Source organism: Parasutterella sp. St.1A3 (assembly GCF_059728705.1).
Genome location: NZ_BAAGFK010000002.1, coordinates 182,123 through 206,305 on the forward strand (window position 1 = coordinate 182,123; position 24,183 = coordinate 206,305).

Annotated in this window: 19 protein-coding genes and 1 pseudogene; 11 read left to right on the forward strand and 9 right to left on the reverse strand. The window is 46.4% G+C overall.

Features of this window, described 5'->3' with window-relative positions; all coding sequences use genetic code 11:
- The first annotated feature begins 133 nt into the window (after positions 1–133).
- The gene (locus tag AC6I1F_RS12725; protein ID WP_497801811.1) at positions 134–2,200 is read left to right on the forward strand and encodes an IS1634 family transposase; all 2,067 of its coding nucleotides are present in this window, start codon (positions 134–136) and stop codon (positions 2,198–2,200) included.
- 416 nt (positions 2,201–2,616) lie between these two features.
- A pseudogene (locus AC6I1F_RS12730) lies at positions 2,617–2,913 on the forward strand (HU family DNA-binding protein); the annotation flags it as partial.
- A gap of 133 nt (positions 2,914–3,046) precedes the next feature.
- On the opposite strand, the gene AC6I1F_RS12735 reads toward AC6I1F_RS12730, so the two are convergent.
- Positions 3,047–4,507 (reverse strand): FAD-dependent oxidoreductase, encoded by a 1,461-nt coding sequence (locus tag AC6I1F_RS12735; RefSeq protein ID WP_251570417.1) that lies wholly within the window; start codon positions 4,505–4,507, stop codon positions 3,047–3,049.
- 363 nt (positions 4,508–4,870) lie between these two features.
- Here AC6I1F_RS12735 and metC point away from each other — a divergent pair, with 363 nt between their 5' ends.
- Positions 4,871–6,046: a cystathionine beta-lyase gene (metC, locus tag AC6I1F_RS12740; RefSeq protein ID WP_160334978.1), complete on the forward strand. Its 1,176-nt coding sequence runs from the start codon at positions 4,871–4,873 to the stop codon at positions 6,044–6,046.
- Here metC and AC6I1F_RS12745 read toward each other — a convergent pair.
- Positions 6,030–6,965, reverse strand: a complete 936-nt coding sequence (locus AC6I1F_RS12745) for a LysR family transcriptional regulator (protein WP_237178731.1) — start codon at positions 6,963–6,965, stop codon at positions 6,030–6,032. The two genes, metC and AC6I1F_RS12745, sit on opposite strands and share 17 nt — an antisense overlap.
- A gap of 99 nt (positions 6,966–7,064) precedes the next feature.
- Between AC6I1F_RS12745 and AC6I1F_RS12750 the strand changes: the two genes are divergently transcribed.
- Positions 7,065–7,436 carry a LysE family translocator gene (locus tag AC6I1F_RS12750; RefSeq protein ID WP_289163895.1) on the forward strand — a complete coding sequence of 124 codons (372 nt, stop codon included), beginning with the start codon at positions 7,065–7,067 and terminating at the stop codon, positions 7,434–7,436.
- 20 nt (positions 7,437–7,456) lie between these two features.
- On the opposite strand, the gene AC6I1F_RS12755 is transcribed toward AC6I1F_RS12750, so the two are convergent.
- Positions 7,457–9,550, reverse strand: a complete 2,094-nt coding sequence (locus AC6I1F_RS12755) for an IS1634 family transposase (protein ID WP_289077249.1) — start codon at positions 9,548–9,550, stop codon at positions 7,457–7,459.
- Between the two features lie 51 nt (positions 9,551–9,601).
- Here AC6I1F_RS12755 and AC6I1F_RS12760 point away from each other — a divergent pair, with 51 nt between their 5' ends.
- The 6 genes from AC6I1F_RS12760 (at position 9,602) to AC6I1F_RS12785 (ending at position 15,032) form a co-directional block, all read left to right on the forward strand.
- Complete coding sequence (locus AC6I1F_RS12760) at positions 9,602–10,075, forward strand: LysE family translocator (RefSeq protein ID WP_289163897.1); 474 nt, start codon at positions 9,602–9,604, stop codon at positions 10,073–10,075.
- Positions 10,076–10,414: 339 nt separating this feature from the next.
- Positions 10,415–12,013, forward strand: coding sequence for a hypothetical protein (locus AC6I1F_RS12765; RefSeq protein WP_289163899.1), 1,599 nt, complete (start codon positions 10,415–10,417; stop codon positions 12,011–12,013).
- Positions 12,004–12,654 carry a hypothetical protein gene (locus tag AC6I1F_RS12770; protein ID WP_289077719.1) on the forward strand — a complete coding sequence of 217 codons (651 nt, stop codon included), beginning with the start codon at positions 12,004–12,006 and terminating at the stop codon, positions 12,652–12,654. Before AC6I1F_RS12765 ends, AC6I1F_RS12770 begins: the two co-directional genes overlap by 10 nt.
- Before the next feature lie 247 nt (positions 12,655–12,901).
- Complete coding sequence (locus AC6I1F_RS12775) at positions 12,902–13,315, forward strand: integration host factor subunit alpha (protein ID WP_160334982.1); 414 nt, start codon at positions 12,902–12,904, stop codon at positions 13,313–13,315.
- Between the two features lie 218 nt (positions 13,316–13,533).
- Positions 13,534–14,478, forward strand: a complete 945-nt coding sequence (locus AC6I1F_RS12780; protein ID WP_251451137.1) for an ABC transporter substrate-binding protein — start codon at positions 13,534–13,536, stop codon at positions 14,476–14,478.
- A 23-nt stretch (positions 14,479–14,501) separates the two neighbouring features.
- Entirely contained in the window at positions 14,502–15,032 is a 531-nt protein-coding gene (locus AC6I1F_RS12785; protein ID WP_251451139.1) for a hypothetical protein, read from the forward strand.
- Between the two features lie 445 nt (positions 15,033–15,477).
- On the opposite strand, the gene AC6I1F_RS12790 is transcribed toward AC6I1F_RS12785, so the two are convergent.
- On the reverse strand, positions 15,478–17,274 hold the full coding sequence (locus tag AC6I1F_RS12790) for an IS1634 family transposase (protein ID WP_289702632.1): 1,797 nt from the start codon (positions 17,272–17,274) through the stop codon (positions 15,478–15,480).
- Between the two features lie 694 nt (positions 17,275–17,968).
- Here AC6I1F_RS12790 and AC6I1F_RS12795 point away from each other — a divergent pair.
- Positions 17,969–18,505 carry a LexA family protein gene (locus AC6I1F_RS12795; protein WP_251453036.1) on the forward strand — a complete coding sequence of 179 codons (537 nt, stop codon included), beginning with the start codon at positions 17,969–17,971 and terminating at the stop codon, positions 18,503–18,505.
- Positions 18,506–18,581: 76 nt separating this feature from the next.
- Here AC6I1F_RS12795 and AC6I1F_RS12800 read toward each other — a convergent pair whose 3' ends face one another.
- The 5 genes from AC6I1F_RS12800 to AC6I1F_RS12820 all read right to left on the reverse strand — a co-directional run bounded on the left by AC6I1F_RS12800 (position 18,582) and on the right by AC6I1F_RS12820 (position 23,945).
- Complete coding sequence (locus tag AC6I1F_RS12800) at positions 18,582–18,794, reverse strand: TOBE domain-containing protein (RefSeq protein ID WP_251453039.1); 213 nt, start codon at positions 18,792–18,794, stop codon at positions 18,582–18,584.
- Positions 18,795–19,256: 462 nt separating this feature from the next.
- Positions 19,257–20,411 carry a BMP family ABC transporter substrate-binding protein gene (locus tag AC6I1F_RS12805; protein ID WP_443094412.1) on the reverse strand — a complete coding sequence of 385 codons (1,155 nt, stop codon included), beginning with the start codon at positions 20,409–20,411 and terminating at the stop codon, positions 19,257–19,259.
- Positions 20,412–20,440: 29 nt separating this feature from the next.
- A complete protein-coding gene (locus AC6I1F_RS12810) occupies positions 20,441–21,358 on the reverse strand; it encodes an ABC transporter permease (protein WP_251453043.1) in 918 nt (305 codons plus the stop codon).
- Complete coding sequence (locus AC6I1F_RS12815; RefSeq protein WP_251453044.1) at positions 21,355–22,446, reverse strand: ABC transporter permease; 1,092 nt, start codon at positions 22,444–22,446, stop codon at positions 21,355–21,357. Before AC6I1F_RS12815 ends, AC6I1F_RS12810 begins: the two co-directional genes overlap by 4 nt.
- On the reverse strand, positions 22,446–23,945 hold the full coding sequence (locus AC6I1F_RS12820) for an ABC transporter ATP-binding protein (protein WP_160334989.1): 1,500 nt from the start codon (positions 23,943–23,945) through the stop codon (positions 22,446–22,448). The genes AC6I1F_RS12815 and AC6I1F_RS12820 overlap by 1 nt, the downstream gene beginning before the upstream one ends.
- Positions 23,946–24,183 lie beyond the last annotated feature (238 nt).

A 24,183-nucleotide genomic window follows, 5' to 3' on the forward strand; every position in this document is an offset into this window, starting at 1 on the left:
TATTCTAGAACCCGACTTTAGGAGAATAGTTCTCTAAATTTTTTCGAGAACCTACGTGGTTCTTATTTTTTCACTTGTTTTTACTTTATTTCTATGTTATAATGTTGTAGTGATTTCTTTGTGAGGGACTACTATGTTTATCGGTATCGTTACCGGCGGCAAATATAAATACGTCAAGCTGCTTGAGGGATATAGAGATGAAAACGGCAAGACAAGAAATCGTGTTGTCAAAACATTTGGAAGACTCGATGTTCTTCTGAAAGAGGATCCGGAAGCAGTTAATAAACTCAAAGCCAAGTACAACGGTCAGCACAAAGAAAAACTCGAGCTGCAGCAAAAGCAGCGTCTAAAAGATCTTGAAGAAACATTAGCCTTCCAAGTGGACCAATCTCGTGTTCAAAGTCCTCTGCCGCTGCTTAATTACGGGCACTTTGCTGTCAAACAGATTTGGGAAGAAGACCTGGCTTTAGACCGAAAGTTCAAGTATGTGCAGCAAACAAGCAAGCTAAAGTTTGATCTGAACAGCCTGGTCCGTTACTTGGTGGCCGGAAAGATTCTTGAACCGGGCTCTATTGAGAAAACCTTTAGGCGAAAAGACGAGTACTTAGGCGACCCGATCAAAGACATAACTTTAGACAATTGTTATGACGCCTATACCTACCTGTTCGATCTCAAAGAAGAAATTATTAAGTGGGTCAATCGCCGGATGAATCAATCCTTCGGTACCGGAAGAACTCGTCTGCTCTTTTATGACGTAACGAACACTTATTTCGAAACCACCATGTCGGATAAAGAGAAGGACTATGAGAGGTCTGACTTTGCGGAGGTTTTAATCGATACGGTTAAGCAGGCTGTTATAAGCGAAGAGCTTCCAGTCGATTGTCTTGATCGAGAAGGAAATGTCATCGTCGAGAATCTTCCGGCAGCGTTCATTGAAAAGCTTACGGACGATAAGTATCGCTATTTCAGAATGCGGGGACCCTCAAAAGAACATCGCTTTGACTTACCGCTTGTCTCTATTGCTTTAGTCATTGATCAAAACGGCATTCCTCTGGATTTCCAGGTTTATGCCGGTAATGCCTCAGAGTTTGCAAAAATGCCGGAATCAATCCGCAAACTCAAAGAAAAATACGATGTTGAAGAAGCGGTAGTTGTAGCTGACAGAGGCCTGAACTCGGTTGAAAATTTAACGATGCTGAACGGGAACAATATGGGCTTTCTGATGGCTCAAAAAGTCACCAAGCTCGGTGAAACGCTAACGAAAAAGATGCTGGACCGGTCACGTTATCAGCCGCTAAACAGTGAAGTTCCAGATGACAATCTTTATCAAGTGGTCTCCGATTGGGAGAAATCGGGTGGGAACGGTTCAAAAATCAACTGTACATTAGTCTTTACGTTTAACAAAAAACGACAAAAGCGTGATCAGGCCATCTTGAAACTCTGGCAGGGAATCGTTCTTGCGAAGAAACAGGCGGGAGTCAAAATCGGACCGAGAAAAACCGGTTGGGCCTGTTTGGCAAAAACAGAAAACGGCAAGGATCAGCCAATTCTTGGAATTGATGAAAAGGTCTTGCAAAACAAACTGGCTCTATGCGGTTATGTTGCCGTTGTGTATAAGGAATCGCCGATACAAGCAGACAAAGACGGAGTGGTCTCTGAAAGAGAAAATCCGATCCTCAAAGATGCCGAAATCGCCGGTATGTATCATCGTCTTAACTGCATTGAGGACTGCTTCAGGGTTATGAAGTCCAATCTCGGTCTGCGCCCGATGTATGTGTTTAACTCAAAGCACATCATTGCGCATTGTCTGCTGGTTTACCTTGCGCTTATCACTGTCCGGCTTATACAAAATCGTGCTGAAAAAAGTTCCGTACACGTGACAGCTGAGGAAATCTCCACTTGTCTTCGAGAGGCAAACGTTGCCCCACTACTGCTAAGTGAAGAAAGGTCAGTCTTTGCAACTGTAGAGCAATGCAGCAATCTCAGAAAAGGTCTTGAGCGGCAAAGCACTTCTGAACTTGTAGAAATGATTAAAAGCGGGAAGATAAAAACATCGAAGACACCGGAGATCTTAGAGGCTTGCGGATTAAAAATGCCAAATAGGTTCTGTTCCTTACATGAGCTTGCCAGAAGTCTAAAGACAAAGTTCCCGGACTTTAACAGCGCTGTTCCGACTCTAAAGAGGTTGGATTTATTATGACGCAGGAATAATTCTTAAACTGCCCTCAACCTAAGTAACACAAGGGATGAGGGCTTTTTTATTTACGAGATTCTCCTAAAGTCGGGGGAACATCCCGATATTTATATTTAAATTTCGTACAAATCACCATTGAGTTTTGCATCAGAACACGAATCGAAAGCGGGATAAATATTTGCGCATGCAGGCTTTATTCTAGAAAGTTCCTCCCGTTTAATAGTGATCCGCGTTCACTTCTCATATCCAAGAAAAGTACTCGAGCACAGAAAATTTTTATAGTAGAAGCTATATGTGCTATGAATAAAAAGGCACTGAGAACAAGAGGCTGATCGATAAAAAACTAAAAATGAGCACTTCCTATTTAAAAAGTTTTCACCCATTATATTTTTGTTTTATGATCTTGTTCTCTTCATCAACGAAAACGAAAGGAAAACGAGATGAATAAATCTGAACTGATCGATGCCGTTGCCAACACAACCGGCAAAACAAAAGCCGACGTTAAAGCTGTCATTGACGCTGTCATGGAACAAGTGATCAACACTGTCAAAGAAGGCGATGAAATCACACTTATCGGCTTTGGCACATTCAAATCTTCTGTTCGCAAAGCCCATGAAGGCCGCAATCCTTCTACCGGCGAAACAATTCAGATCCCTGCCGCGACACTTCCTAAGTTTGTTCCCGGCAAGCAGTTCAAAGATGCCGTAAACGCTAAGTAATTCGTTTTCGACCTCAATTTAACCCGCTCAATTGCGGGTTAAATAAAAAACGCGTTTTGAAAAATCAATACGCGTTTTTTATTTGTTTTCACGAAGCCCTTCTATCAAGGGCTTCGCTTATTTGTCGTGCAGATTACTTGCCGGCAACAGCAGCTTTTTCTGCGTCTTCCGGTTTCTGTCCGCGCGGAACGATCACGCCTGTCGGCTGTTCAGCAGCGTTGCGTCCGGCGATACGGCCGAATGTAACGATGTCGGCCATAGCGTTGCCGCCGAGGCGGTTGGCACCGTGAACACCGCCTGTGACTTCACCGGCAGCGAAGAGACCCGGGATAACGTGCCCCTTCTTATCGAGAACCTGAGCTTCAGTGTTGATTCTCAGACCGCCCATTGTGTGGTGGACTGCCGGAGTCACCTGAACAGCGAACCAGGGGCCTTCTGTCAGAGGACGCGGCATGTCGGCGCGGCCGAATTCAGCGTCTTTCTTGTCAGCCTGGAACTTAGCATACTGTTCCATTGTGGCCTTCAGGTTGGCAGCGTTGATCTTGAGCTTGTCGGCGAGTTCGTCAAGTGTGGCGCCTTCTGTAACGAGGCCCTTCTTGATGTATGTTTCGATCGCTTTCAGGCTCTTGCGAGTGGCTGTATCGAAAACGAGGTAGCCGACTTTGCCGGGCTGTTTGAGCTCAGCAGCGGAAACAACGTCACGAGTCTGCAGTTCGTTGATGAAGCGCTTGCCGTCCTGGTTGACAAGGATAGCGCCGTTACCGCGAACCGCTTCAGTGATCATTTCGCCGTTGTTGGGAACTACGGTCGGATGAGTCTGAATCTGAGTCATATCGACTGTATCGGCACCGGCTTTTTCACCGAGGATGATACCGTCACCGGTAGCGCCCGGCTGGTTGGTTGTACCAAAGCCATTGAGCTTGGGATTGATCTTTGTCAGCAGTTCCTGATTAGCGCCGAAACCGCCGGAAGCAAGAACAACAGCCTTAGCGTCAATGGTCTTAACACCATTCTTGTCCTTGTACTGAACTCCGACAACCTGGCCGTTCTTAACGATCAGCTTCTCAGCCTTAGCGTTGGTTCTGACGTCAATGCCTTTGTCCTTAGCGGCAGTAGCAAGAGTCTTAACAACGTTGGCTCCGACGAAGCCACCGCCCGCAGGACGGTGAGAACGCTTGTTAGTGGCACCGGCCATCATACCGACATCAGTCAGGTCTCCGCCGGGCAGAGAGTTGATGAAGTCAACAGAGTATCTGGCGTTGTCGGTAAGAACATGAACGAGGTCAGGATTGTTCAGGTACTTGCCGCCCTTCATCGTGTCATTGAAATGGGTTTCGATGGTGTCTTTAATACCGGCCTTTCCCTGCGGTTTGGTTTCAGCAGCGTTCAGACCGCCGGCTGCGCGGTTTGTATTGCCGCCGACAAAGGCCATTTTTTCAAGAACGATGACCTTTTTACCCAGATCATGAGCGGTCACTGCGGCGGAGAGACCGGCACCGCCGGCACCGATAACGACCACATCAGCGTGATCTGCGGCAGCTGCAGGAACAGCAAAAGCGGCAGAAACCACGGAAGCCAGAAGGATTTTTTTCATTTAGATTCACCTCGTTAATGATGTTTTTAGAAAAACAAGCTGATTTTACTCAAAATAACAGTCTGTTACTAGTATTAGCCAGGATCAGCTAACAAATATTATTCATAGATTGACTATTTTTTAGTAATATTTTTCATGCAAAAGAAAATTAATTTCAAATTATCCCTCCAAATCAAAATGTTATGACTAACAAGCAATTTGCTGGAATTTTGAGATATAGGTATAAATCCCTAGAATTATTTCATGATCCTTCTGCATCACGAGTTCTTATAAACATTAACCTTCCGCATTGCCGGGGTGTTCCGGATGACAGTGCTTTATCGGGCCTATACTACGGACATCACACTCCTAGAACACTTATCTATGCGTAAACGTTTAAAGATCGATTCTGAACTGGTGCACCTCGGCAGAGACCTTGATAAGAGTTCAGGTTATGTGAACATTCCGCCGTATGAAGGCTCAACAATCCTGCATCATGACATCGCGGATATGAAGAACCGAGTCCGTCTTCAGATGAACGGAGAACCGAGCTTCACATACGGCACAGAAGGCGGCCCGGCTCATCAGGCGTTTTATGAAGCAATGAATCAGCTCGAGGGCGGAGCCGGAACTTGGGCCTACGGCACCGGATTAGCGGGCTGCGTTACTCCGTTCTTTGCCTTCGTCCAGGCCGGCGACCACGTTCTCGTTACCGATTCGGTCTACGGCCCGACCCGAGATTTTTGTGAAACTCTTCTCAAGCGCCTCGGCGTCGAAGTGGAGTTCTATGACCCGCTGATCGGCTCGGGAATTGAAAGGCTCATCCGGCAGAACACTCGGCTCATTTACATGGAGAGCCCGGGCAGTCACACGTTGGAAATGCAGGACGTTCCTGCCATTATTGCCGCCGCGAAGAAAAAAGATGTCATCACAATGATTGACAATACGTACGCCACACCGCTGAACTTCAACCCGCTCAGGCTCGGCGCGGACGTGGTCATTCATGCGGCCACTAAATACATTTGCGGTCACTCCGACGTTCTGATGTCAACCGTCACCTGCAGTGAGAGAACCTGGCCGGAAGTTAAACGTGTGAGCAAAATACTTGGACAGTACGCGTCCGCTCAAAGCTGCTATCTCGGATTACGCGGCCTGCGCACACTGAAAGTTCGAATGGATGCGATCGGCGCGCATACGCAGGCTGTCGTCGACTGGCTCAGCCAAAGAAAAGAAGTGGAAAGCATTCTTTGGCCCGCCTACCCGAAAGATCCGGGATATGCGATCTATAAGCGCGACTTCTCCGGTCCTATCGGACTCTTTTGCTTTACGTTCAAACCCAATTTCACCGATGAGCAAATCGACAAGTTTCTCGATTCACTGACATTATTCGGTCTCGGCTATTCCTGGGGCGGTTTTGAAAGTCTGATCCTTCGATGCTACGGCAAACGCACTGTAAGAAACCGCACGGATCTGGATCGAATGGTTCGTGTTTATATTGGCCTGGAGGATCCCTCAGATCTGATCACAGATTTGGAACATGCATTCAGCGCAATTCAGTAGCTGCAGAATGTAAGGCAAAAAACTGAGAAATTTCATTCAGCACAACGTCTCGGATGGGAGAAAGCACCAACGGATTCCACGCCATTGAAAGCGGCAGAGTCGCAGGAGCATTTTTCAGAGTATGCGCGCTGACATTCGGCGGCATCCACGGATAAAAAGATTCCGGAAGGAATGCGATGCCCTGTCCGCAGCTCACAAATGCCATTTGCCGCGGAGAGGAATCCACTTCGTGCACAATGCGCGGCGTAAATCCGCCCTGCGACTCACAGAAATGAACCAGCCCGTCAAACAGCCGAGGCGCGATTGAGCGGCGGGAGAAGACAAAACTTTCGCCGCTCAGATCCTTGGCTTCAATTTCCCGATGCCGCGCAAGTCGATGCTCTTTTCCGAGTACAACAATCGGTTTTTCCATCCGCAGGACCCGCATCTTTAACCTTCGGTCGCTAAGCGAATCAAAAAAAGAAATGCCAATACTGATCGAACCTTCTGTCAGCTCAGTTTCCGTCTGAAACGAATCGATCTCCTTCACAAAAAGGGATATTTTCGGATAGTTGGCTGCCAGCTGACGCTTTAATTTTGGGATAAAGAAAATCATGGCTTCAGCGTTGGCGCCGATGGTCAACACACCGCTTGCGGCTTTTGTCATCTGATTCACGGAGTAGCTTAGAGCCTCCGCCTGGCGCAGAAACTGTTCAACCAGAGGCACCAATACAGCACCCTCCGGCGTGACCCGTACACCTCGAGGCGTGCGCTCAAGCAGCTGTACCTGAAGCCGGTCTTCCAATTCATCGAGCTGAGCGAGCAAAGGCGGCACCGACATATTCGAACGCTTCGCCGCTTTACGGATACTCTTTTCCTGAGTCACGACCGCAAACAGCATCAGCTGACGCATCGTCCTGTAATCAAAGCGTGTCTGCATAAAATTCAAAAATTCTGTGTTAAATATTTAGTATCACTCTTGAGTTTTAATAAATCATTTCTTTTTACACTTTTCAAATAATAAATTAAAGGAAAAGAAATGGATTCAACAAACCTGATGCTTTATTTTCTGGTTGTTTTAGTCACCTGCATCACTCCCGGAGCAGGCGTTCTCTATACCCTTCAGAACGCTGTAATGTACGGAAAAAGCAGAGCATTCTGCTCTCCCACGGGTGTCGCCTTGGGCAACTTGATCATGAGCATTATCGCGGCGACCGGTTTAGGCGCGGTAATTACCAGTTCTCCCAAGCTCTTTGCCGGACTGCAGATCGCGGGCTGCCTTCTCATGATCTATTTTGGTTATAAAAGCTGGGTTGCACCGCCCCACAGTCTCTCTCAACCTGACTTTAGAAGTTTTAACTTTAAAAAAACTCGGCAACCTAGCCTCCATCGAGACTTGCCGAGTTTTTAAAATTATTTTTATGTTGTAGGTTAAAGCAGACTTTCCCAGACTAACGGACCAACCATGGTTTGATCATCTGCAAATTTAGTTCCTAACGCCCGCTGTAATTCCTTCCTTGAGTATGTACCTTTCAATGGAGAGAGTCCGCATACCTGCATAATCAAATCGATGGGTTTAGGTTCTTTCTTTAAATCTCTGGCAAGTTCTATCAATTTCTGTACGTCCATCCGTTCTCGACCTTTTCTCAACTCTTCTACTCCCTTACGAGTCGGGTGAGCTAATAGTTCCCCTTTGCTGTCTTTCCAGATGACGACTTCTGCATCGCGAAGGCTGCGGCATATTTGATAGACACTCATAGGAGCGCCGGCATTTTTGAGACGAAATTGGATCAGTCTGATTAACATCAAGGCCAGAATGCACACGGTTATATGTCCTTTGACATGCTCTGAGTTCCATACATACATGGGTCTTAATCCCAGATTTGTCTTCATAATTCGGAAGCATTGCTCGATCTGATTCAGCTGGTGATAACATCCGGCTATAGTCTGAGGCGACAAGGGCTTCGCACTGCCCGGGATTTCTTCCCTGATAATTTCTCCTTCCTCTGTGACTGTATTTTTAAACTCAGGCGCTCCCTTATAAATGATTGCGGCATAACCGCATAGGGCCTTTTTCTTCTCGTAGACTTTTTCATCAACTCCTACGATGACGGAACCTTCACGGAGATCATCCTTTGTTTTGGCAAGACATGACCAGCCGCTCCTTTTTGACTTTACCTTAACACCCTGAGCTTTCTTGGCTAAGACGATATCTTTCCAAATTTCTAAAATCTTCTCGTCTCTTTTCTTCCTCTTTTCGCTGAAGGTAAACACGAGAGTGCAATCAATAGCTCCCGCCGAACTGTTTTTCTGCCAGTTATTAACTACTTGATAGCGGCCAAGCTGCGTGTTCTGTTCATCAAACCAATCGTACAAAGACTGATCCAGCATCCGTTTGGTTAGTTTTTCTCCAAGTCCTGTGACCTTTTGAGACATCAGAAAGCCTAACTCCTTATGATTGAGCATCTTCAGGTTCGCACCAGAGTTCAATCCTCGGTCGGCAACGACGATTGTTTCCTTTATGGCGTACTTATCTTGGAATTTTTTTATGACTTTTTCCATTCCCTTGAACTCTGATGTGTTGCCTGAGAACACCTCAAAGTCCATTGGAAAGCCGTAACGGTCAATGACAAGAGCGACAGATACAAGAGGTAGATCAAACCGGTGTTCTTTAGAAGGACCTCTCATCTTCAAATATTGGATCTTCTCATTAAGCACCGCGTCGATAAATTCAGCAGGCAGAGCTTCTGGGATTACATTCCCGCTGTCGTCAAAGCACTCTTCAGAAAGCGTACCTAGAGCCCTTGCTTGTGAGGCCATGTCTAGAAGGTTCTGAGCAAAGTCCGCTTGCTCATATCCTCTTTCTGCGTCAGTCATTGCAGATTCAAAGTAGGTATTGGTAACGTCGTAAAAGACGAGAGAAGCGCGGTCATCAGGAACTTCTCGGCTGATGGCCTTGTTAGTCCACTTCATTAAAGAATCTTTCTGCTCGCTGACGACAGACAGACTGTCATAGATACTATCTAGGGGCACCCCAAAGATGGGGGCTCCAAGGTATTTATCCTGCTCGTCAAATAATCTGAGGATTGAGCTCGGTTCCATGATTTTACTTGCGCTCAGCAGACACACAGTTTTGTTCAGATCAAACTTAAATCTGCGGATTTTATTTTGGTAATCAAACTTTCGATCAAGCTCCAGAACATTTTTCCATAAAGCTTGGATAGGGTAATGTCCGTATTTGAGAACTGGATAATCAGTCAGAGTGTCCGAGGCCTGCTGCAAGTCCTCAATTGCTTTTTTTACACGAATGTCTGCTGCTTTTCGATCTTTTTCCTCTCGAGTTCCGCCGTACTTAGCCTGAAGCTTGACGATGGCCTCCGGGTCCTCTTTTAACAAAAGATCTTTTCTACCAAAGCGCTCAATAACGCGATGCTTGATCTTGTTGTTTTCGGTTCTGTACGCCTCGACAAGAGAAACATATTCGTACTGCCGATTCTTACCGCCTTTTTCAAATTTGAGGAACATAGTCGCAGACTCCTGAGATAATATGTATTATACCATACAATAACCTACTACATGTATATATTTAATAAAAAGATAAAAAATGTACCCTGTCTAGGATGCGAAAGATTTTTTTATTTAGATAGTTCTAAAGTCAGGTATTTTGGTTATAAAAGCTGGGTTGCACCGCCCCACAGTCTCTCTCAACGGATTGAAAGCTTTAAAGACCCCAGTCCCTCCAAAGCACGCTTTAAGATTTTCTCGAGCGCAGCGCTGCTGCAGCTCACGAACCCGATGCTGATTATTTTCCTGCTGTCTCTGATGCCGCAGTTTGTCAGTCATACGAGCTCCTATGCCTTGCAGCTGACGGTACTGATCAGCATCTTTGTTGTTACCTGCTGGCTGGTTCATATTATTTACAGCTACAGCGCGGCGTATGCGGCTGGCCGCTGGATGAATGAAAAGTTTTCCAAAATCGTAAATAGAACTGGAGCCGTACTTTTCTGGCTGATTTCCGCCTCAGTGCTGGTAAAGCTTTACGCTGTCTAGCAACAAATAGAAACTCAAAATGAGTGCCGTATCGATATGGTAGTAGAAATACCTAGTTGTTTGTGCTAATATTTGTCCGTGGCAATTAAATATTGTCACTTCTCCTTGGGATTTGAGGTTGGTGATGGAATCTCCGGGGGATCTCCGAAGTTCGTTCAGAACGACCGATCCTCCACCATCACATTTAGACTGGCGCTTGAATTTATTTTTCAAGCGCTTTTTTTTGCCTGAAAACAGCAGACTCAGTTTCCGAATTGAGCCGTATCGGCATGTCTCTCAGCGCCTCTTTAGTATCATTGTTAAAAACCTGTTAACTCTAATATACCTGTCAGAGATCAAATGCCGAGCGCACTTCCCGGTTTGAAGGAACCATTTATTCAAAAACTCGATGAACAACGCATCCGAGTACGCAAGCTGCCGGCAATTCTGATGCCCACATACTTTGCCTCAGGTTCTTCTCCGTACTCTGCACAGGCGGCAGCGCAGGATACTCAGACGAGTCTTGAGCGCTCGCTCTCAGAAGTCCTCTCTCTTTGTGACAGTGATGAAGTCAAGGACCATGAATCGTATTTGACCGTAACTGCTCGAGGCGACCCGGTACTTCTCAATCATAAAAGTGACGGCACGCTCAGCCATATGCATCTGCGGCTTGCGCACCTGAGAAAAAAGTATGCCGCATCACTCAGCACGCAAGATGCGGAAGACTTTATCCGTGAGATAGTCGGGATCCAGGAAGAGTTTGCGGCCCTAGATCTGCAGCTGATCCTGAAACGGATCAATGAACAGAGAAAAAGCACCGGTTTTGAGGAACTGACCCGTAAGGATCTGGATACCGTTCTTCCTCTTGTCCCGTATTTTCAGACGTCTTTTGTTGAACATATCCTCCAAAACTACTCTTCTGAAACCATTAGGAGTTTTTATCGGATGCTCTCGGCCGCATGTCCTCATCAGCGCAGCTCAGAACGATTAACCGACATTCTGCTCAGACGCTATGACAAATTCTTCTCAAGCCGCATGAGGCAGGCGCTGAGACAGTTTAAGGCTCTCATCAAATATATCGGCCGGGAATCTCGGCTTGGCAGCACAGAAACCGTCTCCGAAGGATTTCAGCTGGCCGCCAAAACCGCTTCTTCCTTCTCGCAGTTCAAAGCCTTTTGTCTTGACGACAGTTTCACGCTCAACCCTCTTGATGAATGCTTTTTTATTTGGCAGCAGGAAAAACACAAGATTCTTCCCTCATTCTTAAAAGCCTATGCAGGCGAACTGACAGAGATCATCTCCCGTTCCGAGATCGCACGGGAAAACGTCAACCTTGGCGCCGAAACTTCCTTTGAAGAATCGAGCTTTACTACTCGCGGCGGCTCTGAAATTAAGTTGTCCGAGACAGAACTCTCCTATGACGGGAAAAACTATCTCTTAGCGGAAATAGATTCTCTCTTTTACTGTGCCTCAAACTTCAAAGCCGATCAAAACGCCCCCTCCTGCAGGTTCAGACATTGGGGATTTCGCATGTCTAACGGAGAGGAAGTCCGCTTTGCTTTCGATGAGGAAAGCGAATGGCAGAGCTTCATTTATGTCTTCAGGAACATTGCGATGCTTGCCCGCATAAAAAAGTTTAGCGAGCTTCTTAAGGAAGGCGGTACCTTAAAATTCATGCAGTGCCGAATTTCTGATTTAGGCGTTGAATTCCCTCAGAAGGAACAGTTCTGGGGGCGGAAGTCTTTTAATTTCTATCCCTGGAAAGATATCCTGATCGAATTTTTCTCTCAGGAATGTATCCTTCACGGAGGCCCTCAGAAAGCCTACATCAATCTATGGAACGAACCATACATTACCGACATTGCTTCGATGCTTCGCGCCCAAAAGACGTCGCATTTTGATCGCCTGTCAGCGCAAAATCCGATTTTTCTGATCAAGAGAGATACCTCATGGAGTTAAAACCTCAGAATCGCAGCGGCTTTCAGGAAATAGCCGACATGATCCCCAATCTCTCCTTTCATCAGTCGGAGCTCGAGGTGCGCTCGGAAGAGACCCTGCCTCCTATAACCGGGAATGCGCCGGTTATGGGTCTGCCGGTAAGAAGTCAAACGCTGTCCAAAGCATTTATTTGGGATTCATTCGAACTGGAGTATTACGTTCGACCCATACAGGAAAAGCCCTTCAAAGAGTCTTTGGATTACCGCAGCGCCCTTTTTGTCTTTTCACGCGACCGCAAGAGCCATCCCGGTGATCCGATTTTAATTTCTGCGGTATTCGAAGACCCGGAGACGGAGATCCCATGTCTTGTCACTTTCACCGCTGAAGCCGCGATATTCAATAAGAGCGTCAAAGGTCTTTTTAAGGAAGAAGATGCACTTGCCGCGCTTTTTAGTGAAGTGACTAAGGCGCTTAATCCGGAAGGTCTTCCGGAAACTGCCGGCGAAACATACATTCAGCATCCTTTGTCATTTCATCGCACACCTCAGGGCGCCGAACCAATAAAAAGCAAATCCGGGAAAAAATCCTCTGCGGCCTTTTGGATGGCCGTCCTAATCGGATTATTCATTATCCTTGCCACTGCTCTTTCTTTAAACGACTAATCGAGTTTTAACAATTTAATAAAAAAAGAATCGCTGGATTAATTGCTCATATTGAGTCAGTGGTAAATAGACATAATTAGTGGGATTCTGTCGCGCATCCTCCCGATTTTTCTATTCAGACGAATTCGGAGTCGCTCGTCGAAAAGCAAATGCTTATCCGTAATTTTGCTTAATAATTAACGAAATAGGACAACAAAGCAATATTGGTATAGAATCCTCCTTTCGTTTAACCCAAAATTAGAAGATCATGGAAGAACTTCCAAAACAAGCTGTTAAAGAACAGCAGAAAGAAGAAACAACAATGGTTCTGTGCAGCCTGCTGAAGGAAGGCGACACATTAACCAAGAGCCATCTTTCTGATGTGATTTATGAACAATTCGGGCTGCCTAAAAAATTCTGTAAAGAAATCGTTGAGCTCTTCTTTCAGGAGTCTCTCGAATGCTTAGCTCGAGGCGAGGACTTAAAGCTTTCAAATTTTGGCGTGTTCTCAATTAAGAAGAAGAACGAGCGTCCGGGCCGCAATCCTAAGTCCGGTGAGGCTGCCGTTATCAAAGCTCGTCAAGTCGTTTCCTTCCACCCGAGCGGTCAGCTTCGTAATGAAGTCGTAGAAGGCCGTAAACATGACGCCATTCTTCAGTCCTCGATAGAAAAAGTGCTTTAATCTTTATTTTTAAAGTCTCAAGACCGACATCGTTCGGTCTTTTTTTTGTCTTTAAGTTTTAACTCATCTAAATAAATCTCATTCTCATTTTGCTGGAGTAATCCCTTACTCGTATCAATCGATCAAAAAACAGCTTTCGTTATTCGTAAATGATAATAATTATAATTTTCAATATTGTTTATTCTCGATCTACATATCAGTTAGTTCAAGGAATTCATATGAAAATTAAATCACTCATTGCCTCAATCCTCATTCTTGCGGCTTCTGCCGTCTCGGCAGCCGCGCCTCAGATTAAAGAACTCAACATCTCCTACGTTAAACCTCCTTTTGTACTTCAGCTTCTCGTCATGAAAGACCGTCAGATGCTTGAAAAAGAATTTGAAAAGGAAGGGATCAAAGTCAACTGGCACAACATGGGGACGAGTCCGGAAGCGGCCCGCGCAATGGGTGCCGGAAGTCTTGATATCGCCGGCAATATGAACACTGCGGCTGTACTCATGCTGAATTCAGAGGGTCTGCCTGTGCGCATTCTGACAGGCACTGCTCATCCAACCTCAAACTTTGCCATTGTGTCCAAACCCGGTACGCATCTGACAATTAAAGATCTAAAAGGTAAACAGGTAGTCGGCCCCAAAGGAACTTTCCTGCATCAGCTTCTTGTCGCCGCGTTAGAGAAAGAAGGACTCAAAGAGAGTGACGTGCAGTTTATCAACATGGGAATTCCAAAAGCTTTAAGCGCCATTATGGCCGGTCGGGCTGACGCAGCGCTTGTCGCAAGCAGCGCGCTTATCAAAGCGAACAAGTCCGGAGCCGAGACAATCGTAAACGCCGACGGACTGGTTGAGCCCACGCTTGTCATGACCACCACTCAGAAATTTGCCGAAGAACACCCAGATATCGTCAAACGCGTCAGCAAAGTCTATAAGGAAGCGCTTCAGTGGATGAAAAACAACCCGGATCAAACCGCAGAAATGGGCGCTAAAGAGCACGGAATTTCTGTTGAGAACGCTAAGACTCTCATTGAACGAAGCCACTACTTTGACAAGATGACTCAGAAAGATGTGAACGATCTCAGAGTCAACGAGAAATTTCTCAAGGATAACGGGATGATGAGAAATCCTGTAAAAGTCGAGGAATTAGTCCTTCCGCTTGCTTTCGAATAACAGTTCTACTTTAGGAGTTTTAAATGACCAATGCTGAAGAAATTCGCGTGACAGAAAATGGCGGAAAGACCATCACCGTTATCACGCTTAACGACTGTGAAACCTATCATGGACTAAAGCGCTGCGGTGGTCTTGCCCTTTGCTTTCGCATGATGAAATATGCGCTTGATCGACTGGTGCCTGAAGGTGAAGTGGCTCAGCGCAAACTTATCACTCTAAAAACAGCTTTCCCCGGCCCCGGTATTACCGATTCAGCAGAACTTATCGGGCGCTGTGTAACCCGAAACCGTTTCATGGCTTTACCCTCAGAAGACATCTGTGCACCGGAATGCATCTTTGGAAAGCTGTATTTCGAAATCGGTTACGGAAATAAAGTCATGAAGCTGACTGCTGTCGACGGCATTGTGTCTCCGGATTTCTTAGCCGCCGGCCGTAAATTCTATACAGGCACTGCCAATGAGAAAGAAACCGAGACTTGGATCGATTTTAAGGGCAGGCTCTATGACGCGGTACTCTCATCCAACGTAGAGAATCTGTTCAAGATCGAGTACTGATCAGACAGCAAAACCGCCGGCATCTGAAAGCGCTACTCTTATTCAAGCTCCTGCAGTTACAGGGGCTTTACTACTTTTACCACTCGAATTATCAGTGATACCGTTCGAATCATTGAGAAAACTCAAGAGATCAGATCCTCCTAAATATGAAGAAAAGACCACAAGAACGTCTTCGACTTGTGGTCTTTTTCGCATATTTTCTTTTCTACGGTGCAGCGTTGAGCATCAGACCGAAGAATTTGTGGTCAAAAGCACATATTTTTTAGATACTCCTTTAAATGGGATGGTAGCACACCCATTATCCCTAAATAAATCCTGCTTCCAGCAAAAAATTACCCTTTTTATCCCGACTTTTCCTTGATTTTTAAAACGATTTCGCGGTATAACCCGTGAGTACCAAGCCTTTAGCCGATTTTATATTTTAGCGACTTCGTAGTTCAACGATTCATCGGATTTTAAAGCTTCTTCCAAGTTTCCTAACTAAAGAGCCGTGACTCTCAAGACGCGTCAGGGGCTCCAAGCCGCACGATTTCCAGATGTCATTGGCAATTTCCAGAAGAGGTTTGTACTCTCCGGAGGACGTGCTCCCTTCAGAGTTTTCAACCACACACTGATATAGCTGACTTTTACTTTTTCTTAATGCATTCAAGGGGGAGACGCTGAGCGCATTGAGGGCTTCTACAACCTGCCTTACAGAGTATTTCAAGGCATCCTCTTTCAGCTGTTTCTGCATTAAACGAGTCAGGACAAGGCTGATATAGCACAGTACAAAATGACCCCGTATATGCTTGGTTGTCCATACGTAGACCGGCCTGGCTTCAATCGCCGTTTTTAACACTCTAAAGTTATCCTCGATTCTCCAGAGTTGTCGAAGCAGTGCATAAATGACGCTCGGATCTTGATCTTCGATATTGGTCAGCAAGGCCGTGTAACCGCACCATTTAAGACGCTTGGTGTAAAGCGTTTCATTAAATTGAACTTCTTTAAGCTCTGATTTAATAAAACTCTTATAGCCGTTGCGATTAGCTGCCTGGACAGCTTTCGCTCCTTTTCGTACGAGTTCTTTCGCACGTGTTGTCTTTTTTCTCAGTTCATCCAAGTCGTGCTTATAACGTGATAAAGAGAACGTTGCAATGCACTCAGCCTCCAGCTGGATTTTTCTCGATTGCTCACCCTTTGGATAAACGCGCTTGTTGATTGGAAGAGCCATTCGCTTGATGCGCCAAGAATCTTCTACGCAGTCATAACTCTCCCATCCGTCCTCTTCCAGAAGAGAATCTTGTTCTGTACGGTTTAGTTTTACGTAGGGAGGATAGCCAACAATATATTTAAACCCGGCCTGTTCAAGGGATTCCAAGTTGATGAGTTGGTTTAACCCGGCATCGGCTATGATCGTTACGTTGTTTAACTGGTAACGTTTTTTAAAGCCTTCCACCACCTCAAGCATTGTGCCGACTTCGGCAGTATTACCTCTAAAGAGCTCGTAGCCAAACGGTATTCCTTCGCTGTCTACAAGTAAGCCCATCACTACCTGTGTTTCTTGGGTTCGATGTTCTTTGCTCATACCTCGAGCACGAAGCTCATCTTCGATAAAACTCTCAAAGTAAAAGGTGGTGACATCATAAAGAGCGATCGTAAGATCCCTCTGATAAAGCTTGTCTATTGCCGCGTTTAACCGATCAATGATCTTTTGCTTGCGTTCGTCAAGTATATCCAGCAAGTTGTACATATCCTTGAGAGAAAGGCTCTCAAAGTCGTATAGATATCTATTCCTGTCAATCCACGTTCCTAGTTTTGATTCAGGCCTGAGTATCCGAGCAACCGCATTGTAAAAGGCCAGTTTATTTAAATCGACCGGAACCTTTCCTCTGTAATTGCGCTCTAGATTCTTGAAGTATTGGTCTAATTTAAGCTTGTTCCAAATCGTTAGAAACGGTGCTGGTGAAACGAGAAATGAACTGCCTAACTCAGTGGAGTTCGCTGCGCTGTCAACGATTGAGACTCCGCTGCCGTTCGGCAGCTCGGTCGCCTCCGCATAGGCCTGAGTTGATTCCCGGAAGAGCTTTAAATCTGAATTGATAAGTTCGAGTCCGTCAGGGTGCTTCTGCAGAAATAGTTCCTTGTTCCCGTAGCTTTTGAGCTGACGAGTTGTGGACCTTTTTGTAATTGGATCTCGATACTTCTCGACGATAGAGATATAGACCTTGCCTTTTACCTTTCTTTCCGAAATTGAGATGGACACGACTCACTCCTCCTTATTGATAATTATATCATAATTAGCCTTAGTTGAGCTACCTTGTCGTTAAATTTTCTAGAAAAAATTTCGAATTTATCGTTGAATATTCAGAAGGTTAAAGAAGCTTATTGATACATTTTTCTGGAAAAGTCGGGAGAATTTGTGGTCAAAAGCACATATTTTTAAATACTCCTTTAAATGGGATGGTAGCACACCCATTATCCCTAAATAAATCCTGCTTCCAGAAAAAAATTACCCTTTTTATATCTTCTTGTAGCTCTGTTCCGACACCGATACCCCATACGAAAATATTTGTGGTCTTTTTCGCATATTAAGCGTTAGTCGGATTTGAATAAGCACCAACGTTTAGCAACCCGGTTCATTGTTCTCCCGGCCGTGAATCTCACGAAACTCTATTTCTGCGTCTGGGAACAATGTGCTTTTGACCACAAAATTTTCCTTATCTGTGTGAAAAAGACCACAGCTAATTCTTGCTATTACCGAAAGAAATATCCCAAAAAGAGCATCAGATTTTGCCTTAGCCGTCGTTCTTGAACAGACGGCCTCAACCGGTAACACTGCATGCGGCTTAGGCAGATCTGCGAACCGATGCGAGCCTTCTGCTTTAAAAAATCGCTGACCGCCGCAGATGAGAACCGAATCGTCCTCTATATAATGATCTCTCTCGTCGGAGAAGAAAATGGAATCTGATCAGAAAACATCGACAAAGAAAACGCGCGGCGGTGTTCGGCCCGGCGCAGGCAGAAAAAAACTTATCGGCGCAAAAACGACCACAATTATCCTGACCGAGGAGCTGCTGGCTAAATTCAAAAAACTCGGCGGCTCTAAATGGGTCAGAACGCAGATTCGACTAGCCCCGGATGAAGGCACGCCTCCTCCGGCAATTGATCGATTCTCCTCTTCGAAAATTAATCTGAATGAAATGCTGATAGATCCTCAGGAAGACACACAGCTTTACTATGCACCTGACAACTCTATGGACAGAACCGGAATCCATCAGCGCGATTTAATCCTCGTGAAACACGGATTTTTTCCTCGCCCCGGGCAAATTGTCCTTTTACAGCATGATGGGAAACTCACGCTAAGAAGATACTTTACGGATATTCAGCCGGAACGTCTTATCTCAGAAAGTTATGATCATTCCCAGTACCCGACTATCCCGCTGCCGCATCCGATCCTCGGGACGGTCTCATACGTTATACGGCATCTTGAATAAAAAATTAAGGCTATGCTGAGCCGCCTAAAGGGCAAAACATAACCTTAATTCTCCAAAAACGGAACGAGCCTACGAATTATTCGTTCACAGCAACCATAACATTGGAAGCTTTAATCACAGCGAAAGCTGTCTTGCCAACTTCAAGACCAAGATTTTCTGCGCTGGTTGTGGTGATAGAAGAAACCAGCTTCTGTCCGCACTTAGTTTCGATTGTGACTTCGGTGCTGACAGGACCTTTCTTGATTTCAACAATTTTGCCTTCGATACAGTTGCGAGCGGATAATTTCATGCTTAACTCCATTTGATATAAAAGTATTAAGAGCCATCATCTTATCGGCATTCAAAAAATCTCTCGCTTCTTTCTCTGGCTATACTCCAGGTGTAAAACCCTTCGTTATGAAAGGTATTAAGGCGCTATTCAAAAACAGAACTCTTTGTTATTATTAGATTTTTTCTAAGTCACTGCAGCAATCGAAATTCCAACAAGTCCGTACGATGTATAAATAGCGGCTCAACGGCCCCTTCTCGTTACAAATAGAAAAAATATCAGCAAATTTTAGGTGTAATTACTTAAAAAATAGAAACTACGTAAGGCTGGGACGTTTCACTTCGCTATTCCGCACATGCATTCCCACGGTTAAAGAAGATCATTACTCGTTCCTGACTTGTGGTCTTTTTCACATATTTTGAAATTCGATCCCTGATAAAGCAAAAGCGCCCGAAGACGCCTTTGCTAAATTAAGCCGGGAAATTAATTAGGAACTTTTCCAATAACACCATCCACGTAATAATTCATCGTGGACAGATCTTTGTCGTTCATAACATCTCCGGACTTGAGCGTTTCTTTGCCCTCATTGTCTTTAATCGGACCGGTAAAGGGATGGAACTCTCCTTTAACAAGTTTTGCCTTCACTTCTTCCATCTTCTTTACGACATCTGCCGGGACTTTGTCCGTAATGCCTTCTAAGGACAATGCTCCGTCACTGTAGTGCATCCAAACCGGTGTCTTATCCCATTTACCGTCCACCGCCTGCTGCATCTTCTTCGCATAGTACGGTCCCCAGTTCAGGACCAGAGCCGCAATCTGCGCATTCGGCGCGACAGACTTCATATTGCTGTTGTAAGGGATCACCATCTTGCCGGCAGACTCCGCTGCGCTAGCGACCGCAGAAGTATTGGTGTGCTGTGTTAACACGTCCGCACCCTGTCCGATCAGAGTCTTGGCAGAGTCTGTATCCTTGGGAGGATCGTACCAGGCATTCGTCCAAATCACTTTCACCTGAATGTTCGGATTGATCGACTTGGCGCCTAACGTAAACGCATTGATGCCCTGAAGAACTTCAGGAATCGGGAAAGGAGCGACATATCCGATAATGTTGCTCTTAGTTGCACCTCCGGCGAGCATACCGGCTAAATAACGGCCTTCATAAAAACGAATGTTGTAGGTTGTCATGTTCGGGGCTGTCTTATAGCCTGTTGCATGCTCAAACTTAACGTCCGGATATTCTTTGGCAAGCTTCTGCATGTAGTTCATATAGCCGAAACTTGTGCCGAAAATCAGCTTGTTCCCGTCATTGACCATCTGACGGATCACTCGCTCGGCATCAGCCGTCTCAGGAACATTCTCAACGAAAGTAGTCGTCACCTTATCCTTGCCGACCTGTTCAATCGCATAAAGACGGCCAAGATCATGCTGCTTGGTATAACCAACATCCGCAATAGGAGCAACATATACAAAACCTACTTTCAAAGGTTCCTTGGCGTCTGCCTTCTGAGCTGCCGCAGGTTTTGCCGCGTCCGCAGGCTTAGAAGCGTCACCTTTCTTGTCGTCACAGCCGCTCAGTGCAAAAACAGAAGCGAGTGCCGCAACAGCTGCCACAAGTTTCAATGAAGTTCTCACGTTTATCTCCACCGTTATGAATGTAAGGCCGCACGTTAGTGCGGAATAAAAGGTTTTCCAAGAGAAGCCGGCATATTCAGTCGAATCCATCTCGGATTTCTCGAAATCAGTGCTAAGACAATAATCGTCGCTAAGTAAGGCGCCATCGAAATAAACTGCGTCGGAATTGAAATTCCCATACTCTGCAGATTCATCTGCAGCATGGTCATACCGCCGAACAGATAGGCACCAAGGAACACACGGAACGGACGCCATGTTCCAAATGTCACTAAAGCTAGCGCAATCCATCCTCGTCCGGCAACCATCCCTTCAACCCATAAGGGTGTGTAAATAAGGGAAAGGTAGGCACCGGATAAACCAATGCAGGCTCCGCTAAACGCTAATGCGCAGCAGCGAATCAAGGGGACATCGTATCCAAGAGCATTAGCGCTGAACGGCGACTCTCCAACCGCTCGGACCACCAATCCGGCTCGAGTCTTGTAGAGGAAGAACCAAACCGCAGGGATCATCAGAAGCGACAAATAGACAATCCAATGCTGGCTAAAGAACGCTTCTCCGATAAAAGGAATCTTGTCGAGGAACATAATTCCGTCAGGGCCCCTTTCCGGGAGCACTGCTCCCTGATACGGAATGCCTATATAGGCCGAAAGTCCTGCTCCGAAGATCGCGACGCCCAAACCAGACGCCTGCTGATTTGCTCTCAGTCCGACTGCGAAAATCGCAAAAAACAGAGCAAAAGCGATGCCGATCAAAATCGCCGCTAAAAAGCCAACCGCAAAACTGCCGCTCTCCACTGCACCTATGTAGGCGACAATCGCCGCCATGAGCATAATACCTTCAACACCAAGGTTTAGAACCCCGGAGCGCTCAGCAACTAAGATCCCGAGCGCCGCTAACAAAAGCGGTGTGCTCGCATTCATCGTGGTCGCAATTAACGAGGCCGCTACACTCATGCCGCCTCCTTTTTCCAGTTACCGAAACCAACCCAGCGGAAACGACAGAAGATCATCGAGTCACACACCATAATGCAGAAAAGCAGCAAGCCTTGGAAAACCCCTGTTAAGGCGGCCGGAGTCCCCAAACGAGACTGAGCAAGTTCTCCGCCAAGATAAAAAAGCGCCATCACAAAAGCAGCTGGCACAGTTCCAACCGGCTTGAGCCGCGCGACAAAGGCCACAATAATCGCGGCGAATCCGTATCCCGGAGAAATCTTCGGAGTTAGCTGACCGATCGGTCCGCACACTTCAATCACACCGGCCAACCCCGCAAGCGCACCGGACAAAAGCAGTGCGAAATAGATCATCGCTCGATTCGAAAAACCCGCATAACTTGACGCTTTCGGCGCAAGACCCGCGACACGAACCTGGAAACCGATAAACATCTTGGACATGATCAGCCAGATTAAAAAGAGCGATATCACAACAAGTCCGCCGCCCCAATGCATACGTGTACCCGGGATCATGATCGGAAGCGTTGCTGCGGTTTCAAACATCGGACTCTGAGGGAAGCCAAGTCCTTGCGGGTCCCTAAGCGGAGATTGTACCGCCCAGGAAAGCAGAAGCTCAGCGACATAGACCAGCATCAAAGAAACCAGGATCTCGTTCGCGTTGCATTTATCTCTCAGCCATGCCGTAATGCTCGCGTACAAAGCACCGCCGACAATCGACGCAAGTATCACCCAAATCATGAAGAGCCCGCTCTGATCGGGACTCGCCTGAAGCGCGACGTAGCCGCCGCAAAGCGCTCCGATAATGAGCTGACCTTCTGCTCCGATATTCCAAATATTGGCGCGGTAACAAACCACTAAACCCAACGCGCAGAGAATAAGCGGCGTCATCTTCACGCCGAGTTCGCCCCAGCCGCGAAGCGTTAAAAGTGGTTCAACACAGAATACATACAGAGAGTAAAGCGGTTCTTTGCCAACCATCGCAAAGATTGCGCCGCCTAAAGCTAAAGTGAGAATCACCGCGAGAATCGGAGAAACCGCTGCTAAGAACCGGTTCGGACGCTCGCGATTGTAAATAGCGATCGGAAAGTTCATTATGCGTCCTCCGTTTTCGGCCAAAGACCGGACATCCAGCGTCCGATCTCTTCAACCGAGATAGCCTGAGCTTTCACCTGAGGCGATATTTTGCCCTCGCTCATAACAACCAGCTCATCGCATATCTCGAATAATTCATCCAATTCTTCACTCACCACCAGTAAAGCGCTGCCGCCGCTTCGCTGCCGAATCAGGGCGTTGCGAATCAGCGCTGCCGCTCCGGCGTCTACACCCCATGTCGGCTGGTTAAGGACCAGGACCTTGGGATTATGCAGAAGCTCTCGGCCGACAATGTATTTCTGAAGATTCCCTCCGGAAAGACTATCTGCCGGAGCCTTGGAACCGCCGCATTTCACCTTGAATTTTTCAATCACCGAGTTTGTAAATCGATGAATCATCTTATTGCGCATGAAGCCCTTTGCCAAGAAGAGATTGCTTGTGAGAAGCGTGTTGGCTTCAAGACTCATCTCCGGAACCGTCGCTTCTCCAAGCCTTTCCTCAGGAATGTAGCGAAGCCCGAGCGCGCGTCTGTGCTGAACGCGAAGATCTCCGGCGGCAGAGCCGCAAATCTTCACCGCCTGTTTGGAAAGAAGAACTTCTCCCGAAATTGCCTTCATCAAATCACTCTGGCCGTTTCCTGAAATTCCCGCCACACCGACGATCTTGCCGCGCGGAACAGAGATCTTTCCAACTAACGGATACTGGCTCTTAAAAGTGACGCGTTCACCGTTAAAGGAAACCTCCAGCCCGGGCAAAGGCTTAATATCCGGTTTCGGAAGGATTTCCGGCAAATCATTTCCGATCATAAGCTTGGCAAGCTGTTCTTCAGTGTGTTCCTTAGGGTTCACGTTAGCCGCCACTTCGCCGGCGCGAATCACCGTGCAATGATCTGAAAGCTCTCGGATTTCGTTTAATTTGTGCGTAATAAAAATAATTGAGACGCCCTCGGATGACAATTGTCGGAGCGTCTTAAAAAATGCCTGAAGCGCAAGAGGAGACAATACGGACGTGGGTTCGTCCAAGATCAGAAGTTTGGGATTCGTCAGAAGCGCTCTTAAAATCTCAACGCGCTGCCTCTCACCCATCGAGAGGTCATTAACCACCGCATTCGGGTCGACCTCAATGCCATAATGAGCGCTCCTTTCGATAATCTCTTTCTCAAGCGCGTCAGGGTCTGTCCCTTTGGGCATGCCAAGAAGAATATTTTCTTTTGCGGTCAGCGTCTCAAAAAGAACAAAGTGCTGAAACACCATCGCTATGCCGAGTTCTCTGGCATCAGCCGGTGAACGGATCTGCACGGGCTTTCCGTCAAAGAATATTTCTCCTTCATCCGGAACAACCGAACCGAAAATCACCTTCATCAGGGTACTTTTCCCGGCTCCGTTCTCTCCAAGGATTGCAAGGATTTCTCCCGGCATGACTTCCAGCGATATCGAATTATTTGCAACCGTGTTTCCGTATCGCTTTGTAATCTTATTCAGTTTTAAACGTGGGGGCATCACGGACTCAATGGTTAGAGGCAAGAATTTTAACAGAATCAGCCTGTGGTCTAGGCCGATTTCTAAATAATCACTCCTGATCAGAAGCTGACTTTCTACGCTTTGCGCTCCGGCACAGAATCCAACTCTGACATGAAAAAAAACCGCTCGCTTCACGCATGTTCAAACGAATCTTTTTCGATGAAGCTACAGATCTTTCAGGTATATAAGGACCGGTCCAAACAGCTCTTCGGACCGG

What these genes read in the sequence shown, in the direction of transcription:
- AC6I1F_RS12725 (WP_497801811.1), top strand. Translation starts at nt 134, where the DNA reads ATGTTTATCGGTATCGTTACCGGCGGCAAATATAAATACGTCAAGCTG.
- AC6I1F_RS12735 (WP_251570417.1), bottom strand. Translation starts at nt 4,507, where the DNA reads ATGAAAAAAATCCTTCTGGCTTCCGTGGTTTCTGCCGCTTTTGCTGTT.
- metC (WP_160334978.1), top strand. Translation starts at nt 4,871, where the DNA reads ATGCGTAAACGTTTAAAGATCGATTCTGAACTGGTGCACCTCGGCAGA.
- AC6I1F_RS12745 (WP_237178731.1), bottom strand. Translation starts at nt 6,965, where the DNA reads ATGCAGACACGCTTTGATTACAGGACGATGCGTCAGCTGATGCTGTTT.
- AC6I1F_RS12750 (WP_289163895.1), top strand. Translation starts at nt 7,065, where the DNA reads ATGGATTCAACAAACCTGATGCTTTATTTTCTGGTTGTTTTAGTCACC.
- AC6I1F_RS12755 (WP_289077249.1), bottom strand. Translation starts at nt 9,550, where the DNA reads ATGTTCCTCAAATTTGAAAAAGGCGGTAAGAATCGGCAGTACGAATAT.
- AC6I1F_RS12760 (WP_289163897.1), top strand. Translation starts at nt 9,602, where the DNA reads ATGTATATATTTAATAAAAAGATAAAAAATGTACCCTGTCTAGGATGC.
- AC6I1F_RS12765 (WP_289163899.1), top strand. Translation starts at nt 10,415, where the DNA reads ATGCCGAGCGCACTTCCCGGTTTGAAGGAACCATTTATTCAAAAACTC.
- AC6I1F_RS12770 (WP_289077719.1), top strand. Translation starts at nt 12,004, where the DNA reads ATGGAGTTAAAACCTCAGAATCGCAGCGGCTTTCAGGAAATAGCCGAC.
- AC6I1F_RS12775 (WP_160334982.1), top strand. Translation starts at nt 12,902, where the DNA reads ATGGAAGAACTTCCAAAACAAGCTGTTAAAGAACAGCAGAAAGAAGAA.
- AC6I1F_RS12780 (WP_251451137.1), top strand. Translation starts at nt 13,534, where the DNA reads ATGAAAATTAAATCACTCATTGCCTCAATCCTCATTCTTGCGGCTTCT.
- AC6I1F_RS12785 (WP_251451139.1), top strand. Translation starts at nt 14,502, where the DNA reads ATGACCAATGCTGAAGAAATTCGCGTGACAGAAAATGGCGGAAAGACC.
- AC6I1F_RS12795 (WP_251453036.1), top strand. Translation starts at nt 17,969, where the DNA reads ATGGAATCTGATCAGAAAACATCGACAAAGAAAACGCGCGGCGGTGTT.
- AC6I1F_RS12800 (WP_251453039.1), bottom strand. Translation starts at nt 18,794, where the DNA reads ATGAAATTATCCGCTCGCAACTGTATCGAAGGCAAAATTGTTGAAATC.
- AC6I1F_RS12810 (WP_251453043.1), bottom strand. Translation starts at nt 21,358, where the DNA reads ATGAGTGTAGCGGCCTCGTTAATTGCGACCACGATGAATGCGAGCACA.
- AC6I1F_RS12815 (WP_251453044.1), bottom strand. Translation starts at nt 22,446, where the DNA reads ATGAACTTTCCGATCGCTATTTACAATCGCGAGCGTCCGAACCGGTTC.
- AC6I1F_RS12820 (WP_160334989.1), bottom strand. Translation starts at nt 23,945, where the DNA reads ATGCCCCCACGTTTAAAACTGAATAAGATTACAAAGCGATACGGAAAC.